Annotated in this window: 15 protein-coding genes; 6 read left to right on the top strand and 9 right to left on the bottom strand. The window is 55.6% G+C overall.

What is annotated here, in order from left to right:
* Positions 1-23: 23 nt before the first annotated feature.
* Positions 24-725, top strand: coding sequence for a lipoate--protein ligase family protein (locus tag GHO32_RS14325; RefSeq protein ID WP_153335051.1), 702 nt, complete (start codon positions 24-26; stop codon positions 723-725).
* On the opposite strand, the gene crp is transcribed toward GHO32_RS14325, so the two are convergent.
* Positions 722-1,366, bottom strand: coding sequence for a cAMP-activated global transcriptional regulator CRP (crp, locus tag GHO32_RS14320; protein ID WP_048372190.1), 645 nt, complete (start codon positions 1,364-1,366; stop codon positions 722-724). The genes GHO32_RS14325 and crp overlap by 4 nt on opposite strands.
* 221 nt (positions 1,367-1,587) lie before the next feature.
* Between crp and GHO32_RS14315 the strand changes: the two genes are divergently transcribed.
* Both GHO32_RS14315 and speD read left to right on the top strand, forming a co-directional pair.
* Positions 1,588-2,010: an OsmC family protein gene (locus tag GHO32_RS14315; RefSeq protein ID WP_048372189.1), complete on the top strand. Its 423-nt coding sequence runs from the start codon at positions 1,588-1,590 to the stop codon at positions 2,008-2,010.
* A 238-nt stretch (positions 2,011-2,248) separates the two neighbouring features.
* Complete coding sequence (gene speD / locus GHO32_RS14310) at positions 2,249-3,040, top strand: adenosylmethionine decarboxylase (RefSeq protein ID WP_048372186.1); 792 nt, start codon at positions 2,249-2,251, stop codon at positions 3,038-3,040.
* A gap of 68 nt (positions 3,041-3,108) precedes the next feature.
* Here the strand turns inward: speD and coq7 are convergent, their stop codons facing one another.
* The 6 genes from coq7 to hemJ form a co-directional block, all read right to left on the bottom strand.
* Entirely contained in the window at positions 3,109-3,756 is a 648-nt protein-coding gene (coq7, locus tag GHO32_RS14305) for a 2-polyprenyl-3-methyl-6-methoxy-1,4-benzoquinone monooxygenase (protein ID WP_048372185.1), read from the bottom strand.
* A gap of 122 nt (positions 3,757-3,878) precedes the next feature.
* Positions 3,879-4,217: a histidine triad nucleotide-binding protein gene (locus GHO32_RS14300; protein ID WP_153329208.1), complete on the bottom strand. Its 339-nt coding sequence runs from the start codon at positions 4,215-4,217 to the stop codon at positions 3,879-3,881.
* A 66-nt stretch (positions 4,218-4,283) separates the two neighbouring features.
* Positions 4,284-5,072 (bottom strand): SDR family oxidoreductase, encoded by a 789-nt coding sequence (locus tag GHO32_RS14295; RefSeq protein ID WP_153335050.1) that lies wholly within the window; start codon positions 5,070-5,072, stop codon positions 4,284-4,286.
* 76 nt (positions 5,073-5,148) lie between these two features.
* Positions 5,149-5,667, bottom strand: coding sequence for a DUF805 domain-containing protein (locus GHO32_RS14290; protein ID WP_153335049.1), 519 nt, complete (start codon positions 5,665-5,667; stop codon positions 5,149-5,151).
* 60 nt (positions 5,668-5,727) lie between these two features.
* Positions 5,728-6,687 (bottom strand): nitronate monooxygenase family protein, encoded by a 960-nt coding sequence (locus GHO32_RS14285; RefSeq protein ID WP_153335048.1) that lies wholly within the window; start codon positions 6,685-6,687, stop codon positions 5,728-5,730.
* Positions 6,688-6,717: 30 nt separating this feature from the next.
* Complete coding sequence (gene hemJ, locus GHO32_RS14280) at positions 6,718-7,143, bottom strand: protoporphyrinogen oxidase HemJ (RefSeq protein WP_048372176.1); 426 nt, start codon at positions 7,141-7,143, stop codon at positions 6,718-6,720.
* A gap of 133 nt (positions 7,144-7,276) precedes the next feature.
* On the opposite strand from hemJ, the gene argC reads away from it, so the two are divergent.
* Both argC and erpA read left to right on the top strand, forming a co-directional pair.
* Positions 7,277-8,311: an N-acetyl-gamma-glutamyl-phosphate reductase gene (gene argC / locus GHO32_RS14275; RefSeq protein WP_048389637.1), complete on the top strand. Its 1,035-nt coding sequence runs from the start codon at positions 7,277-7,279 to the stop codon at positions 8,309-8,311.
* A 147-nt stretch (positions 8,312-8,458) separates the two neighbouring features.
* Positions 8,459-8,809 carry an iron-sulfur cluster insertion protein ErpA gene (gene erpA, locus GHO32_RS14270; RefSeq protein WP_048372172.1) on the top strand — a complete coding sequence of 117 codons (351 nt, stop codon included), beginning with the start codon at positions 8,459-8,461 and terminating at the stop codon, positions 8,807-8,809.
* Positions 8,810-8,870: 61 nt separating this feature from the next.
* Here the strand turns inward: erpA and GHO32_RS14265 are convergent, their stop codons facing one another.
* Together GHO32_RS14265 and GHO32_RS14260 are read right to left on the bottom strand one after the other, a co-directional pair.
* The gene (locus GHO32_RS14265) at positions 8,871-9,962 is read right to left on the bottom strand and encodes an anhydro-N-acetylmuramic acid kinase (protein WP_153335047.1); all 1,092 of its coding nucleotides are present in this window, start codon (positions 9,960-9,962) and stop codon (positions 8,871-8,873) included.
* Between the two features lie 3 nt (positions 9,963-9,965).
* Positions 9,966-11,366, bottom strand: coding sequence for a peptidoglycan DD-metalloendopeptidase family protein (locus GHO32_RS14260; protein WP_153335046.1), 1,401 nt, complete (start codon positions 11,364-11,366; stop codon positions 9,966-9,968).
* 212 nt (positions 11,367-11,578) lie between these two features.
* Here GHO32_RS14260 and tyrS point away from each other — a divergent pair, with 212 nt between their 5' ends.
* Positions 11,579-12,778, top strand: a complete 1,200-nt coding sequence (tyrS, locus tag GHO32_RS14255) for a tyrosine--tRNA ligase (protein ID WP_123750923.1) — start codon at positions 11,579-11,581, stop codon at positions 12,776-12,778.
* The last annotated feature ends 148 nt before the right edge of the window (positions 12,779-12,926 follow it).

The following is a 12,926-nucleotide window of genomic DNA, read 5'->3' as shown; positions in this document are numbered from 1 at the left end:
CGTTTTGTCTCAGGCAGGTCTCTATGGCGCTTATCCAGCAACTCACCGTCGAAGCAGGTCTTAAAGCCGAGCAGGATTTGCTGGCTTCGGTGTGTGCAGGGCAGGCTGAGGCGGGTGTGCTGTTCTGGCAGCCCACTGACCTTGCGCTGGTGATGCCTCGGCGTTTGAGCCGGTTGGCCGGGTTTGATCAAGCCAGTGTTGAATTGGCCGCCATTGGTTGGCCGATTTTGTTGCGTGAGACGGGTGGAGAGCCCGTTCCTCAATCGCCTTCTACGGTCAATATCGCGCTGGTGTATGCACCGCCCCGCAGCGAAGGCGATCACGGTCGTATCGAAACGGCCTATCGCCGCTTGTGCGACCCGATCTGTGATCTGTTGACGGCCTTGGGTGGCACGGCGTCTTTAGGCGAAGTCGAAGGCGCCTTTTGTGATGGCCGTTTTAACGTCAATCTCAATGCCCGCAAACTGGTTGGCACGGCTCAGCGCTGGCGCCAAAGCCAGGGCGGCCAACGGCCTGTGGGTCTGGTGCACGGTGCATTGCTGGTTGAGGATGAACGTGAGTCGATGGTGGCTGCCGTCAATCGTTTCAATCAGCGCTGTGCGCAAGATCAACACTGCCTCGCTGACAGCCATATTGCCTTGCATGAAGTGTTTGCCGCGCCCGATTTCTTCGAGCGCCTGGGGGCCAGTTATCAACAGATTCTGGCGCCCCTGCTGCGCCCTTAGCGGGTGCCGTACACCACCATGGTTTTGCCTTTGACGCTGACCAGGTTTTGTTCTTCAAGACCTTTGAGCACACGGCCGACCATCTCTCGTGAACAGCCGACGATTCTGCCGATTTCCTGACGCGTGATTTTGATCTGCATCCCGTCCGGGTGGGTCATGGCGTCGGGCTGTTTGCACAGGTCCAGCAAGCAACGTGCGACCCGCCCGGTGACATCAAAGAACGCCAAGTCTCCCACCTTGCGGGTGGTGTTACGCAGACGCTGAGCAATCTGGCCGCTCAGGGAGTAGAGAATCTCGGGTTCTTGTTGTGCGTACTCTCGGAACTTTACGTAGCTGATCTCTGCGACTTCGCATTCAGTCTTGGCTCGAACCCAAGCGCTGCGGGGTTGTTCTTGCCCTGCCTGTTCAAACAAACCCAGCTCGCCAATGAAGTCGCCTGAGTTGAGGTAGGCAATGATCATCTCGCGCCCTTCGTCGTCCTCAATCAGGATGGTGACAGAGCCTTTGAGGATGAAAAACAGCGTGTGTGAGTGTTCGCCTGCGCAGATGATATTGCTCTTGGTTGGATAGCGTCTGCGTTGGCAATGAGTCAAAAATTTGTCGAGATTCTTGATCTTGGATAGAGGGGTAATAGCAACCATGGTTGTATCCCGAAAGCGTACACAGTAAGGGGCAGATCTAATTTTATATAGAGCGCTGGCTGGCTGGCGCCAGTGATTTGGCGCCAGCTTAACAGACAGATTCTGTATGGTTTGTAGATTTTTTATTATGGGCTGACGGATAAAGCCTTTGGTGCGGTGAGTCACCGCTTTAAGGCCCTGTGCTAAGCTGGCGCCCCTTTTAGAACAGTGGAGTCTGGGTGATGAAGGCACGCATTCAATGGGCAGGTGAAGCCATGTTTCTGGGCGAATCAGGGAGTGGCCATGTGGTTGTCATGGACGGCCCTCCTGAGAGTGGCGGTCGCAACTTGGGTGTAAGACCTATGGAAATGCTCCTGCTGGGGCTCGGCGGCTGCAGCAACTTCGATGTCGTCAGTATCCTCAAGAAGTCGCGTCAGCCGGTTGAAAGCTGCGAGGCTTTTCTGGAAGCAGAACGCGCCACTGAAGACCCAAAAGTGTTCACCAAGATCCACCTGCACTTTGTCGTCAAGGGCCGTGGCCTGAAAGAAGCTCAGGTTAAGCGTGCCATCGAGCTGTCTGCCGAGAAGTATTGCTCGGCGTCGATCATGCTGGGCGCAGCAGGTGTAGCTATTAGCCACGATTATGAAATTGTTGAGCTAGGCTGAGCCGACATCCAATTTACATAAAAGCATTGCAGACTCTGGCGATCAGAAGCTGACGTCTGCATAATGCGCCACTTTTTTAAGGGCAGTGGCAGGGAATAACCCCGGCTCACGTCCGAACAAATAACCAAAATCGCCATCGCGAAGAGGTGTTAACCGTCCTACGCAGGTGCGTCCACGCACTTGACGGGCATGCTGGATCACGCGGCCGAGCCGCATCGACATAGAGAGTTTTATAACGGTGAAAAGCAAACTCAAGCTCCACGGGTTCAATAACCTGACAAAGACCTTGAGCTTCAACATCTATGACATCTGCTACGCGGAAACCCCGCAAGACCAGCAGGCATACGTTGAGTACATCAATCAAGAGTACGACGCAGAACGCCTGACGCAGATCCTCACAGATGTGGTCGATATCATTGGGGCCAATATCCTGAACATCGCTCGTCAGGATTACGATCCACAAGGCGCCAGCGTCACTATTCTGATTTCTGAGCAACCGGTAACGCCTACCGAAAGCCAGATCGAAGAATCCCCTGGCCCGCTGCCTGAGACCATTTTGGGTCATCTCGACAAAAGTCATATCACGGTACACACCTATCCAGAGATTCATCCTGTGGACGGTATTGCGACTTTCCGTGTGGATATCGACGTGTCGACGTGCGGCGTTATTTCACCGCTTAAAGCTCTCAACTATCTGATCCATCAGTTTGATTCGGATATCGTGACGGTCGACTATCGTGTGCGTGGTTTTACCCGCGACGTAGAAGGCAAAAAGCACTTTATCGATCACGAGATCAACTCGATCCAGAACTACCTCTCCGAAGACACTCGCGACGGTTACCAGATGACCGACGTGAACGTGTACCAGGAAAACCTGTTCCACACCAAGATGCTGCTCAAGAACTTCGAACTGGATAATTACCTGTTCGGCGACGCGACCAGCAATCTGTCGGTTGAACAACGTGCGCAGGTCACTGAGCGCGTGAAGCATGAAATGCTCGAAATCTTCTACGCCCGCAATATGGGGTAAGGTTTCGCGCAACAAAAAAAGGCGGCTACCGAGAGGTAACCGCCTTTTTTATGGCCCGCATGCCGGGATCAGATGCGATAGGTGCTTTTGGTCATGACTTTCGCCAGCAGACTCATGCCAAATTTTACCGGCGCCGGGAAGCGGTAGCCGCCCGCGTTCAGTGCTGACTCGGCGTGTTGCTCTTCGTCGAGGCGCATCTGCTCGAGGATGGCGCGCGATTTTTCATCTTCGGCAGGCAGTTGCTCAAGGTGCTCGTTGAGGTGTTTGCACACTTGGTCTTCAGTTGCGGCAACAAAGCCGAGGCTGACCTTGTCGCTGATCAGGCCGGCGACAGCGCCAATGCCAAATGACATGCCGTAGAACAGCGGGTTGAGCACGCTGGTATGGCTGCCCAGTTGGTGGATACGGTGTTCGCACCAGGCCAAGTGGTCGATTTCTTCTTCGGCGGCATGTTCCATCGCTTCGCGCACGTGGGGCAATTTGGCGGTCAAGGCCTGCCCTTGGTACAGCGCTTGGGCGCATACCTCGCCGGTATGGTTGATGCGCATCAGCCCGGCCACGTGGCGGGCGGTTTTTTCATCGAGCGGCTTTTCGGTTTTGACAATGGCCGGGGAAGGGCGATGCGGCTGACCACTGAAGGGCAGCAGGGTGCGCATGGCGGTATCGGCTTGCAACAGGAGACGGTCAATCGGCGAGTAGTGACGTTGGGTAGTCATGCTTACCTCCGGAAAAAATCACGGCGGCCAGTTTACCTCAAACGCGCAGGCAGGGTTTGCGTTGGATCATGCGGCGGCGTGGGAGCGGTGGCCCCCACTGTGTATACGGTCGGGCAGGGCGATCAGCCCGGCGGCCAGTTCATCTGGCGCTGACCCAGGACGTGCATGTGAATGTGGTAAACCGTCTGGCCTCCATTTTCATTGCAGTTCATCACCACGCGAAAACCGTCTTCGCAACCCAGCTCTTTGGCCAGGCGCTGCGCGGTAAACAGGATATGACCGGCCAGCGGTTTGTCTTCTTCGGTCAGGTCATTGAGGGTGGCGATGTGTTTTTTTGGAATGACCAAAAAGTGAATCGGCGCTTGGGGGGCAATATCGTGAAAAGCCAGCACTTGATCATCCTCGTAGATGATCTTGGCCGGTATTTCACGGTTGATGATTTTGGTGAACAGAGTATCCAAAGCGTTGTCTCCGTGAGTGAAGTCCGGTCTGAGTGTACTCACGGACACGGATTACGCCCAGCCTCGTTAACGCGGGCAGTAAGATTTGTTCACTGAGGCTGCGATTTTGCGGGTCAGCCAACGAGAAAGCAGGCGTGGCATACGCGTGAGCCAGCGGTTGCGCCAGCCGGGCATGATAATCGCCTTGTTCTTGTCGAGAGCCCGCACAGTGAAAAGGGCAACTTCTTCGGGGCTCAGGGCACTTTTATTACGTTTGACGGCTTCCGGGTTCATGTTTGCCGCGTCGAAAAAGCCGGTGCGGGTGACACCGGGGCAGAGCACCGAGACTTTGATGCCGGTTTTTTTCACTTCTTCGCGTAAGCCCTCGGAGAAATGCAGTACATACGCTTTACTCGCGAAGTAGGTGCTAAGCCACGGGCCGGGCTGGTAGGCGGCGATCGAGGAAACGTTGAGGATTTGCCCGCCACCCTGCACGGCCATCATGTTGCCAATGGCATGGCACATGCGGGTCAGGGCCAGGATGTTGAGCTCGATCAGGTCTTGCTCGGCGCTCCAGTCATGGGCGAGGAATGGCCCGCAAGTGCCAATACCGGCGCAGTTGATCAGCAAGTCGATTTGCCGGTCACCTTCTTCCAGTTCCAGCAAGAAGCCCGACAGGCGCAAGGGCTCGCCCAAGTCACAGGCGCGGAACAAGACCTCGACACCGAAACGCTGGGTCAACTCAAGCGCAATGCTTTCCAGCGCATCGCGCTGACGGGCAACCAGGATGAGGCTGCGCCCGCGGCGGGCAAGCGCTTCTGCCAAGGCCAGGCCGATGCCACTGGAAGCGCCAGTGATCAAAGCGTAACGGGTCATGTTTCTCTCCATCGCAACGGTACAGTCCGGTGACAATGATGTCCCTGGCGTTAACGCGTTCATTTAGCTGCGCAGTTTACAGGGTGTTGCTGGTGGCTGCGTTGATCAACGTTGCCATTAGGCCTAAAGCGAAGAGCGCCGCCATCACGAACAGGCTCAAACCGATAAAGAAAATGATGATCCACGCGCCGATGGTGACTGAGCGGTTGTTGGGCGGTGGCGGCGGGCCGTATTTATTCGGGCCTTCTGTGCCGGGCATCAGGAGCATCATGACCGCGAGCACCAGGTTGGCCATCGGTACCAGATGCAGCAGTAACATCCAGGCGGACCAATTGAGGTCATGCAGGCGCTGGGCGCCAATTCTCAGGCTAATGAACGCATAAGCAATGGCCAGTGTTACGCCACAGGTAATACCCAATGTGGGTGAAACATTGACGGCCAGCAGTACCAATACCCCGGTCACGATAGCAATGAGGGTGATCACGGTGCTCCAGACCAAAAATCGCAAACGGCCAATGCGACCGTCAAACCCCAGAGGGTCCAGCGTGGCGAAAGGTGCTTCTGAGGGTGTATTGCCCGGGATTGGTTCTGGCATGAAGGCTTCCTTGTCGGTGTGTCTTTAAAAAAGCCCGCCGGGTGGGCGGGCTTCTAGGTGTCAGTGTCGCGGCCAGTGCTGGGCCAGCTGTGAGGTAAGGCTTAACGCTGTGCGGTACTCCTCGTCCATGCGGGTAATTAATTGCTCGGTTGTCGGGAGATCGGTGATTTCTCCTACACCCTGACCCGCGGACCATACGGTTTTCCAGGCTTTGGCTTCGTCGGTGAGCGGCTTGAGTTTTACTTCGCCCTGGGTTTTAAGGGCTGCCAGATCAAAACCTGCATTCTCAAGGCTTTGACGCATAAAGCTGGCGGGTACGCCCGATACCGCCGCGGTGTGGATGATATCGGCGGCATGGGAGGCCAGAAGCATCTCTTTATACGCGTCAGGGGCATGGCTTTCCTGGGTGCTGATAAAGCGTGTACCCAAGTAGGCGAGGTCTGCGCCCAACACCTGAGCGGCCAAAATTTCGTGGCCGTGGTTGATGCAACCGGCCAGCAGAATGGTTTTGTCGAAGAACTGACGAATCTCTGCCACCAGCGCGAGCGGGCTCCAGGTGCCAGCATGGCCACCGGCGCCTGCGGCCACTGCAATCAGGCCATCGACACCCGCTTCTGCGGCTTTTTCGGCATGGCGGCGGGTGGTCACATCGTGGAAAACCAGTCCGCCATAACTGTGGACGGCATCAACGACCTCTTTAACTGCGCCCAGGCTGGTGATGACGATGGGCACTTTATGCTCAATGCAAATCGCCAGATCCGCCTGCAGCCGTGGGTTGCTGTTGTGCACAATCAGGTTAACGGCGTAGGGCGCCGGGTTTTCCAATGTCGCCAGCCCGGCTTCGATCTCTTCAAGCCAGGCTTTGAAACCACTGCTGTCACGTTGATTGAGCGCCGGAAAGCTGCCCACGACACCATTGCGGCAACACGCCAGGACGAGTTGCGGGTTGGAAATCAGGAACATGGGCGCGGCAACTACCGGCAGGCGCAAGCGTTGATCCAGCAAAGCAGGCAGTGACATTGGATAACCTCAGAGTTGGGAGAGTTAAATTCAGAACGGTTTGACCACCACCAGGATGACGATGGCCAGCAGGAATAAAACAGGGACTTCGTTGAACCAGCGATAAAACACGTGGCTGCGCGTGTTCTCGCCACGGGCAAAGCGTTTTACCTGAGCGCCACACATGTGGTGATAACCGATCAGCAGGAACACGAGGGTCAGTTTGGCGTGCATCCACCCTTGGCTGAGAAAGCCCGGGGTCAGGTAGAGCAGCCAGCCGCCGAAGATCAGGGTGGCGATCATTGCGGGGCCCATGATGCCGCGATACAGCTTGCGTTCCATGAGGCTGAATCTTTCTTTGCTGACGGAATCTTCGCTTTGTGCGTGGTAAACAAAGAGGCGGGGCAGGTAAAACAGGCCTGCAAACCAACAGACGATGCTGATGATGTGGAAGGCTTTGATCCATAGATAAAGCATTTTTAGTTATTCCCAGGTTCACGGTAGACCAAATAGTAGTAGTAGAGCATCTGAGAGTCACCTTGACGGTTGTCGCAGGGGCGCGGTGTCCCTATTATCGAGGGCTTTCCAGTGGGTTCGTTGAGGGCAGGTTATGGTCAAGGTCGGTATTGTCGGCGGCACGGGTTACACCGGTGTCGAATTACTGCGTTTGCTGGCACAGCATCCGCAAGCTGAAGTGGTTGCCATCACTTCTCGATCCGAGGCGGGCCTGCCAGTTGCCGATCTGTACCCGAACCTGCGCGGTCACTATGACGGCCTGGCGTTCAGCGTGCCGGACACTCAGACATTGGCGGCCTGCGATGTGGTGTTTTTCGCCACGCCTCACGGCGTTGCTCATGCACTGGCTGGTGAATTGCTGGCGGCTGGAACCAAGGTGATCGACCTGTCTGCAGACTTCCGTTTGCAGGACGCGGATGAGTGGGCCAAGTGGTACGGTCAGCCGCACGGCGCGCCAGAGTTGTTGAAGGAAGCTGTTTATGGCTTGCCTGAGGTTAACCGCGAGCAGATCAAACAGGCCCGCCTGATTGCGGTACCGGGTTGCTATCCAACGTCTGCTCAGCTGGGCTTTTTGCCGTTGCTGGAAGCGGGGCTGGCTGATACCTCTGTGCTGATTGCTGACTGTAAGTCGGGAGTCAGCGGTGCCGGGCGCGGTGCCAGTGTCGGCTCGTTGTATGCCGAGACGTCCGAAAGCATGAAAGCTTATGCGGTAAAAGGGCATCGCCATTTGCCAGAAATTCGTCAGGGCCTGCGCCGTGCTGCGGGTAAAGACGTGGGTTTGACCTTCGTCCCACATCTGACGCCGATGATTCGTGGTATTCATTCCACGCTTTACGCCACTGTGGTGGATCGCTCGGTCGACTTGCAGGCGTTGTACGAAAAGCGTTACGCCAACGAGCCTTTTGTCGACGTGATGCCTGCTGGCAGCCACCCGGAAACCCGCAGTGTGCGCGGGGCGAACGTGTGCCGTATCGCGGTGCACCGCCCGCAGGACGGCGACCTGGTCGTGGTGTTGTCGGTTATCGATAACCTGGTTAAAGGGGCTTCTGGCCAAGCGGTGCAGAACATGAACATCCTGTTCGGTTTGGATGAGCGCCTGGGCTTGTCTCACGCAGGAATGTTGCCGTAAGAGCAGCTGTAAGCTTCAAGTTGTGAGCGGCAGGCGTGCAACTTGAAGCTTGCCGCTGCTCCCTTAATAGTTGACCGCTTTTCTAGGAGAAGCGGATAATGCGCTTCATCACGCATTATGGCGGCATAGCGCCGGGAGATAGTCAGCATGAGCGTCGAATCCTTCACCCCCACGGCTTTGCAATTCACCGAAGGTGCTGCGCACAAGGTGAAGAGCCTGGTCGATGAAGAGGGTAATGATCGTTTGAAGTTGCGCGTATTTGTAACGGGCGGCGGTTGTTCCGGTTTTCAGTATGGTTTTACTTTCGATGAAGACGTGGCCGACGATGACACCATCGTCGAGCGCGAAGGCGTAAGCCTGGTGGTCGATCCGATGAGCTTCCAGTACTTGGCGGGTGCCGAGGTGGATTATCAGGAAGGCCTGGAAGGTTCGCGTTTTGTCATCAAGAACCCGAATGCAACCACGACCTGTGGTTGCGGATCATCGTTCTCGATTTAATGTCGCGATACCTGCTACACCCTTAACGCCGCGTAGAATCGCGGCGTTTTGCTGTCTGCGATCAGGTGGGGTAAATAGCGCCCAGAACACGCGGGCCGCGCGCGCCGGTGACGCTTGGGCGGTTGGTGGGGATGTTTTCAAGGCAGCAGTGTGCAAGCCATGCAAAGGCCATCGCCTCAACCCAGTCTGGATCAACGCCTTTGGCCTGGGTGCTGCTGACCTGTGTTTGCTCCAGCAACTGAGCGAGGCGGGTCATCAGTGCACCGTTATGCGCGCCACCCCCGCATACCAACAGTTCGCTGGTATTCGCTTGGGCTGCCTGCAGTGACTGCACGATAGTCTGCGCGGTGAGCTCCAGCAGGGTGGCTTGAACATCTTCTGCGGCAAAAGCCGGAAGCGTGTTCAGGTGATTCTGCAACCATGGGAGGTTAAACACCTCGCGGCCTGTGCTCTTTGGGCCTTTTGTTTGGAAGAAAGGGTCACTCAGCAAGGTGCTGAGCAGAAGAGGAGCGACCTTGCCGCTGGCTGCCCATTGGCCATTTCGGTCATAGAGTTCATTGCGTTGCGTTTGTATCCAGGCATCCAGCAGAACATTCCCCGGGCCGCAGTCGAACCCTGCGACGGGGTTTTCAGGAGTAATCAGGCTTAAATTGCTGAACCCTCCTACGTTCAATACGGCCCGGTAGCCTACATCATCGGTAAACAAGGCTTCATGGAAGGCTGGAACCAGCGGTGCGCCTTGACCGCCTGCGGCTACGTCGCGACGGCGGAAATCACTCACTACGCAAATATGGGTGAGCTCTGCCAGCAAGGAAGGGTTACCGATCTGGACGGTGAAACCTTGTGTCGGCTCGTGCCGGATCGTCTGGCCATGGCTACCAATGGCGCGGATGGCGCTGGGCGACAGTTGCTGCTGCTTGAGCAGGCTATTGATGCCTTGAGCTGCGAGTTCGACCCAATGGTTTTCAGCGATTGCGCTACGGGCTATTTCGTCTGGTCCGCTGCTGCACAAACCCAGTAGTTCACTGCGCAGTGCATCTGGCATGGGCGTGTAGTGGGTGGCGAGCAGTTTGATGCTCGCTCCCAGCTCTATAAGTGCAATGTCCAGACCGTCCAGGCTGGTGCCGGACATTACGCCTATATAGAGAGCCATGGCTTAGCGCTTGCTCGAAGCCAGGAGAGTGGCTTTCTCTTGGTTCATGCGGGCCATCAGCGGCTGGCTTTGTTGCAGGAAGCGAGTGCGCTCGGCTTTTGCAATCGGGTCGGCCATTGGCAGCTTTTGGCCAAGCGGGTCTACGTGAACGCCATTGACCTGGAACTCGTAATGCAGGTGCGGGCCGGTGGAGAGGCCCGTCGTACCGATGTAACCAATCACTTGGCCTTGCTTCACTGTGCCACCGGTTTTAATGCCTTTGGCGAAGCCTTGCATGTGCCCGTACAGGGTGCGGTAAGTATTGCCGTGCTGAATGATCACGGTGTTGCCGTAGCCACCTTGGCGGCCTGCAAGGAAGACTTTGCCATCGCCCGTTGCTTTGATCGGTGTGCCGCGCGGAGCCGCATAATCGACGCCTTTGTGGGCACGGATTTTGTTCAGGATGGGGTGCTTGCGGCCTGAAGAGAAGCGCGAGCTGATGCGGGCAAAATCAACTGGAGTACGGATGAAGGCTTTGCGCATGCTGTTGCCGTCAGCGGTGTAGTAATTGCTGATGCCTTGTTTGTTGGTGTAGCGCACGGCGGTGTAGGTTTTGCCGCGGTTGGTAAAGCGGGCAGACAGGATGTTGCCGGTGCCGACGGTCTTGCCGTTAATGACTTTTTGCTCGTAGATGATTTCGAACTGGTCGCCTGGGTGGATGTCCTGGGCGAAGTCGATGTCGTAGCCGAACACCTTGGCCATTTGCATGGTCATGCTGTGTGGCAAGCCTGCACGCTGGCCGGAGGCAGACAAGGAACTGGTGATGACGCCGTGTACGTAGGCGGATTTGAGAGTCGGTTGTGCGGTAACGCGACGAAACGTGTAGCCCTTGGCGCTTTTGGTGAGGGTTATGGTTTCAAGATCACTTATCTGGCTGTGCAGGTTGTTTAGCTGACCGTCAGGGCCCATTTCAAACTCAAGTTTCTGGCCGTGTTTGAGCTGGCTGAATTGCTTGGCTTGTTTGTCGCTGGCCAAAATTTCATGAACGGAGGACGCGGGCAGGCCTACTTTTTCGAATAAAGTAGACAGCGTATCGCCTTTGGTAACGACCACTTCACGATGGTTTGGGGCTTTGGGTTCTTCGACTTTGGCGGTGGCTTCAGGGGTGCTGTCTGGCTGTTCTATTTGAGCAAAAGGCGCTGGGGTGGCGTCGTTGGTCGTCTGGACCAACTCTTCGCTGCCTTGGTCTTGCTTGAGTTGCTCGCCAGGGGTTTCCAGTTCGAGGCTCAGGGTTGTTCTTTTTGCTTCTACTTCGCTCGATGGGAAAACCAACAAAGCCAAGCTTAAAAGGGCGGCGATACCACTTGCGGCAAGCAGGTGGGTCTTCGGATAAAGCGGTGGCGCTTTAGGCGGTTGACTGGTCATAGATAATTTGACTTTGAATAAAGGATGAATTGGAAAAGATGACTGACACGGTAAAGATGAAATAACTGTATAAAATATAACCAAATCACCCTTGAAGCAAGTCGACGAACCTTTCCTGGGCGGATGGTCGCCATATGCCGGGCAGAACTTGTAATTAGTCTCTGATCTTGTATGGTTGGTTCCTTTTTGAATTTGAGCCTTACGGGTCTGATATGAAGTCGGTTGAAGAGCAGCTAGCGCTAATCAAGCGTGGTGCCGAAGAGGTGCTGGTCGAGTCTGAATTGGTCGAGAAACTCAAGCGCGGCCAGCCGTTGCGTATTAAGGCAGGTTTCGACCCGACGGCGCCGGATCTGCACTTGGGGCACACCGTGCTTATTAATAAGCTGCGTCAGTTCCAGGATCTGGGGCATCAGGTGATTTTCCTTATTGGGGACTTCACCGGGATGATTGGCGACCCAAGTGGCAAGAGTGCTACGCGTCCTCCGCTGACGCGCGAGCAAGTGCTCGATAATGCCGAGACTTATAAAACCCAAGTCTTCAAGATTCTTGATCCGGCCAAGACCGAGGTGGCGTTCAACTCCACCTGGATGGATCAAATGGGGCCTGCTGACTTTATTCGTCTGACGTCTCAGTACACCGTTGCTCGCATGCTAGAGCGCGATGACTTCGATAAGCGCTACACCACCAACCAGCCAATCGCTATTCATGAGTTCCTTTATCCGTTGGTGCAGGGTTATGACTCTGTTGCGCTGAAGGCCGATGTTGAGCTGGGTGGTACTGACCAGAAGTTCAACTTGCTGATGGGGCGTGAGTTGCAGCGCGGTTACGGCCAGGAAGCTCAGTGCATCGTGACGATGCCGCTGCTTGAGGGGTTGGACGGTGTTAAGAAGATGTCCAAGTCTTTGGGTAACTACGTCGGGATCCAGGAAGCGCCGGGCGTGATGTACAGCAAGCTGGTTTCTATCCCGGATGCGTTGATGTGGCGTTACTTCGAATTGCTGAGCTTCCGTTCGATGGACGAAATCAATGCTTTGCGTGCTGATGTTGAGGCGGGGGCTAATCCGCGTGACATCAAGATCAAGCTGGCTGAAGAGATCGTGGCGCGTTTCCATGGTGAAGAAGCGGCAGCTAGTGCTCATCGCGGTGCGGGTAACCGGATGAAGGATGGTGAGTTGCCGGATGACTTGCCTGAGATTGAGCTCGTATCGGCAGAAGACATGCCGATTGCGGCCGTCCTTAATAAAGCAGGCCTGGTGAAGAACTCTGCGGTTGCGCGGGATTTGCTGGGCTCGGGTGGTGTGCGTATAGATGGTGAGGTGGTTGATCGCTCCTATATATATGCAGTGGGTTCGACTCACGTTTGCCAGGCTGGCAAGAAGTCTTTTGCGCGAATTACGCTAAAAGCTGAATAAATCTGAAATTAGTGCTGGACGGCGCATTTTATTAGCCTATAATGCGCCCACTTCCGGCGCAGTCGAAACGTAAAACTCCTTGAATATCAACGAGTTGGATGGTTTTGACGGTGCCAGCTTCAATTCATCGAAGCAGGAAATGAGGTGT

Origin of the sequence: Pseudomonas sp. FSL R10-2189 (genome assembly GCF_009600325.1) — a bacterium.
In the GTDB taxonomy this organism is placed as follows: Bacteria; Pseudomonadota; Gammaproteobacteria; order Pseudomonadales; family Pseudomonadaceae; genus Aquipseudomonas; species Aquipseudomonas helleri.
The sequence above is the reverse complement of the archived record's forward strand: the minus strand, read 5'-3'. Positions and strand labels throughout refer to the sequence as shown.

Coding starts and splice junctions, on each gene's coding strand:
- GHO32_RS14325 (WP_153335051.1), top strand. CDS start 24: ATGGCGCTTATCCAGCAACTCACCGTCGAAGCAGGTCTTAAAGCCGAG.
- crp (WP_048372190.1), bottom strand. CDS start 1,366: ATGGTTGCTATTACCCCTCTATCCAAGATCAAGAATCTCGACAAATTT.
- GHO32_RS14315 (WP_048372189.1), top strand. CDS start 1,588: ATGAAGGCACGCATTCAATGGGCAGGTGAAGCCATGTTTCTGGGCGAA.
- coq7 (WP_048372185.1), bottom strand. CDS start 3,756: ATGACTACCCAACGTCACTACTCGCCGATTGACCGTCTCCTGTTGCAA.
- GHO32_RS14295 (WP_153335050.1), bottom strand. CDS start 5,072: ATGACCCGTTACGCTTTGATCACTGGCGCTTCCAGTGGCATCGGCCTG.
- GHO32_RS14290 (WP_153335049.1), bottom strand. CDS start 5,667: ATGCCAGAACCAATCCCGGGCAATACACCCTCAGAAGCACCTTTCGCC.
- GHO32_RS14285 (WP_153335048.1), bottom strand. CDS start 6,687: ATGTCACTGCCTGCTTTGCTGGATCAACGCTTGCGCCTGCCGGTAGTT.
- hemJ (WP_048372176.1), bottom strand. CDS start 7,143: ATGCTTTATCTATGGATCAAAGCCTTCCACATCATCAGCATCGTCTGT.
- argC (WP_048389637.1), top strand. CDS start 7,277: ATGGTCAAGGTCGGTATTGTCGGCGGCACGGGTTACACCGGTGTCGAA.
- erpA (WP_048372172.1), top strand. CDS start 8,459: ATGAGCGTCGAATCCTTCACCCCCACGGCTTTGCAATTCACCGAAGGT.
- GHO32_RS14265 (WP_153335047.1), bottom strand. CDS start 9,962: ATGGCTCTCTATATAGGCGTAATGTCCGGCACCAGCCTGGACGGTCTG.
- GHO32_RS14260 (WP_153335046.1), bottom strand. CDS start 11,366: ATGACCAGTCAACCGCCTAAAGCGCCACCGCTTTATCCGAAGACCCAC.
- tyrS (WP_123750923.1), top strand. CDS start 11,579: ATGAAGTCGGTTGAAGAGCAGCTAGCGCTAATCAAGCGTGGTGCCGAA.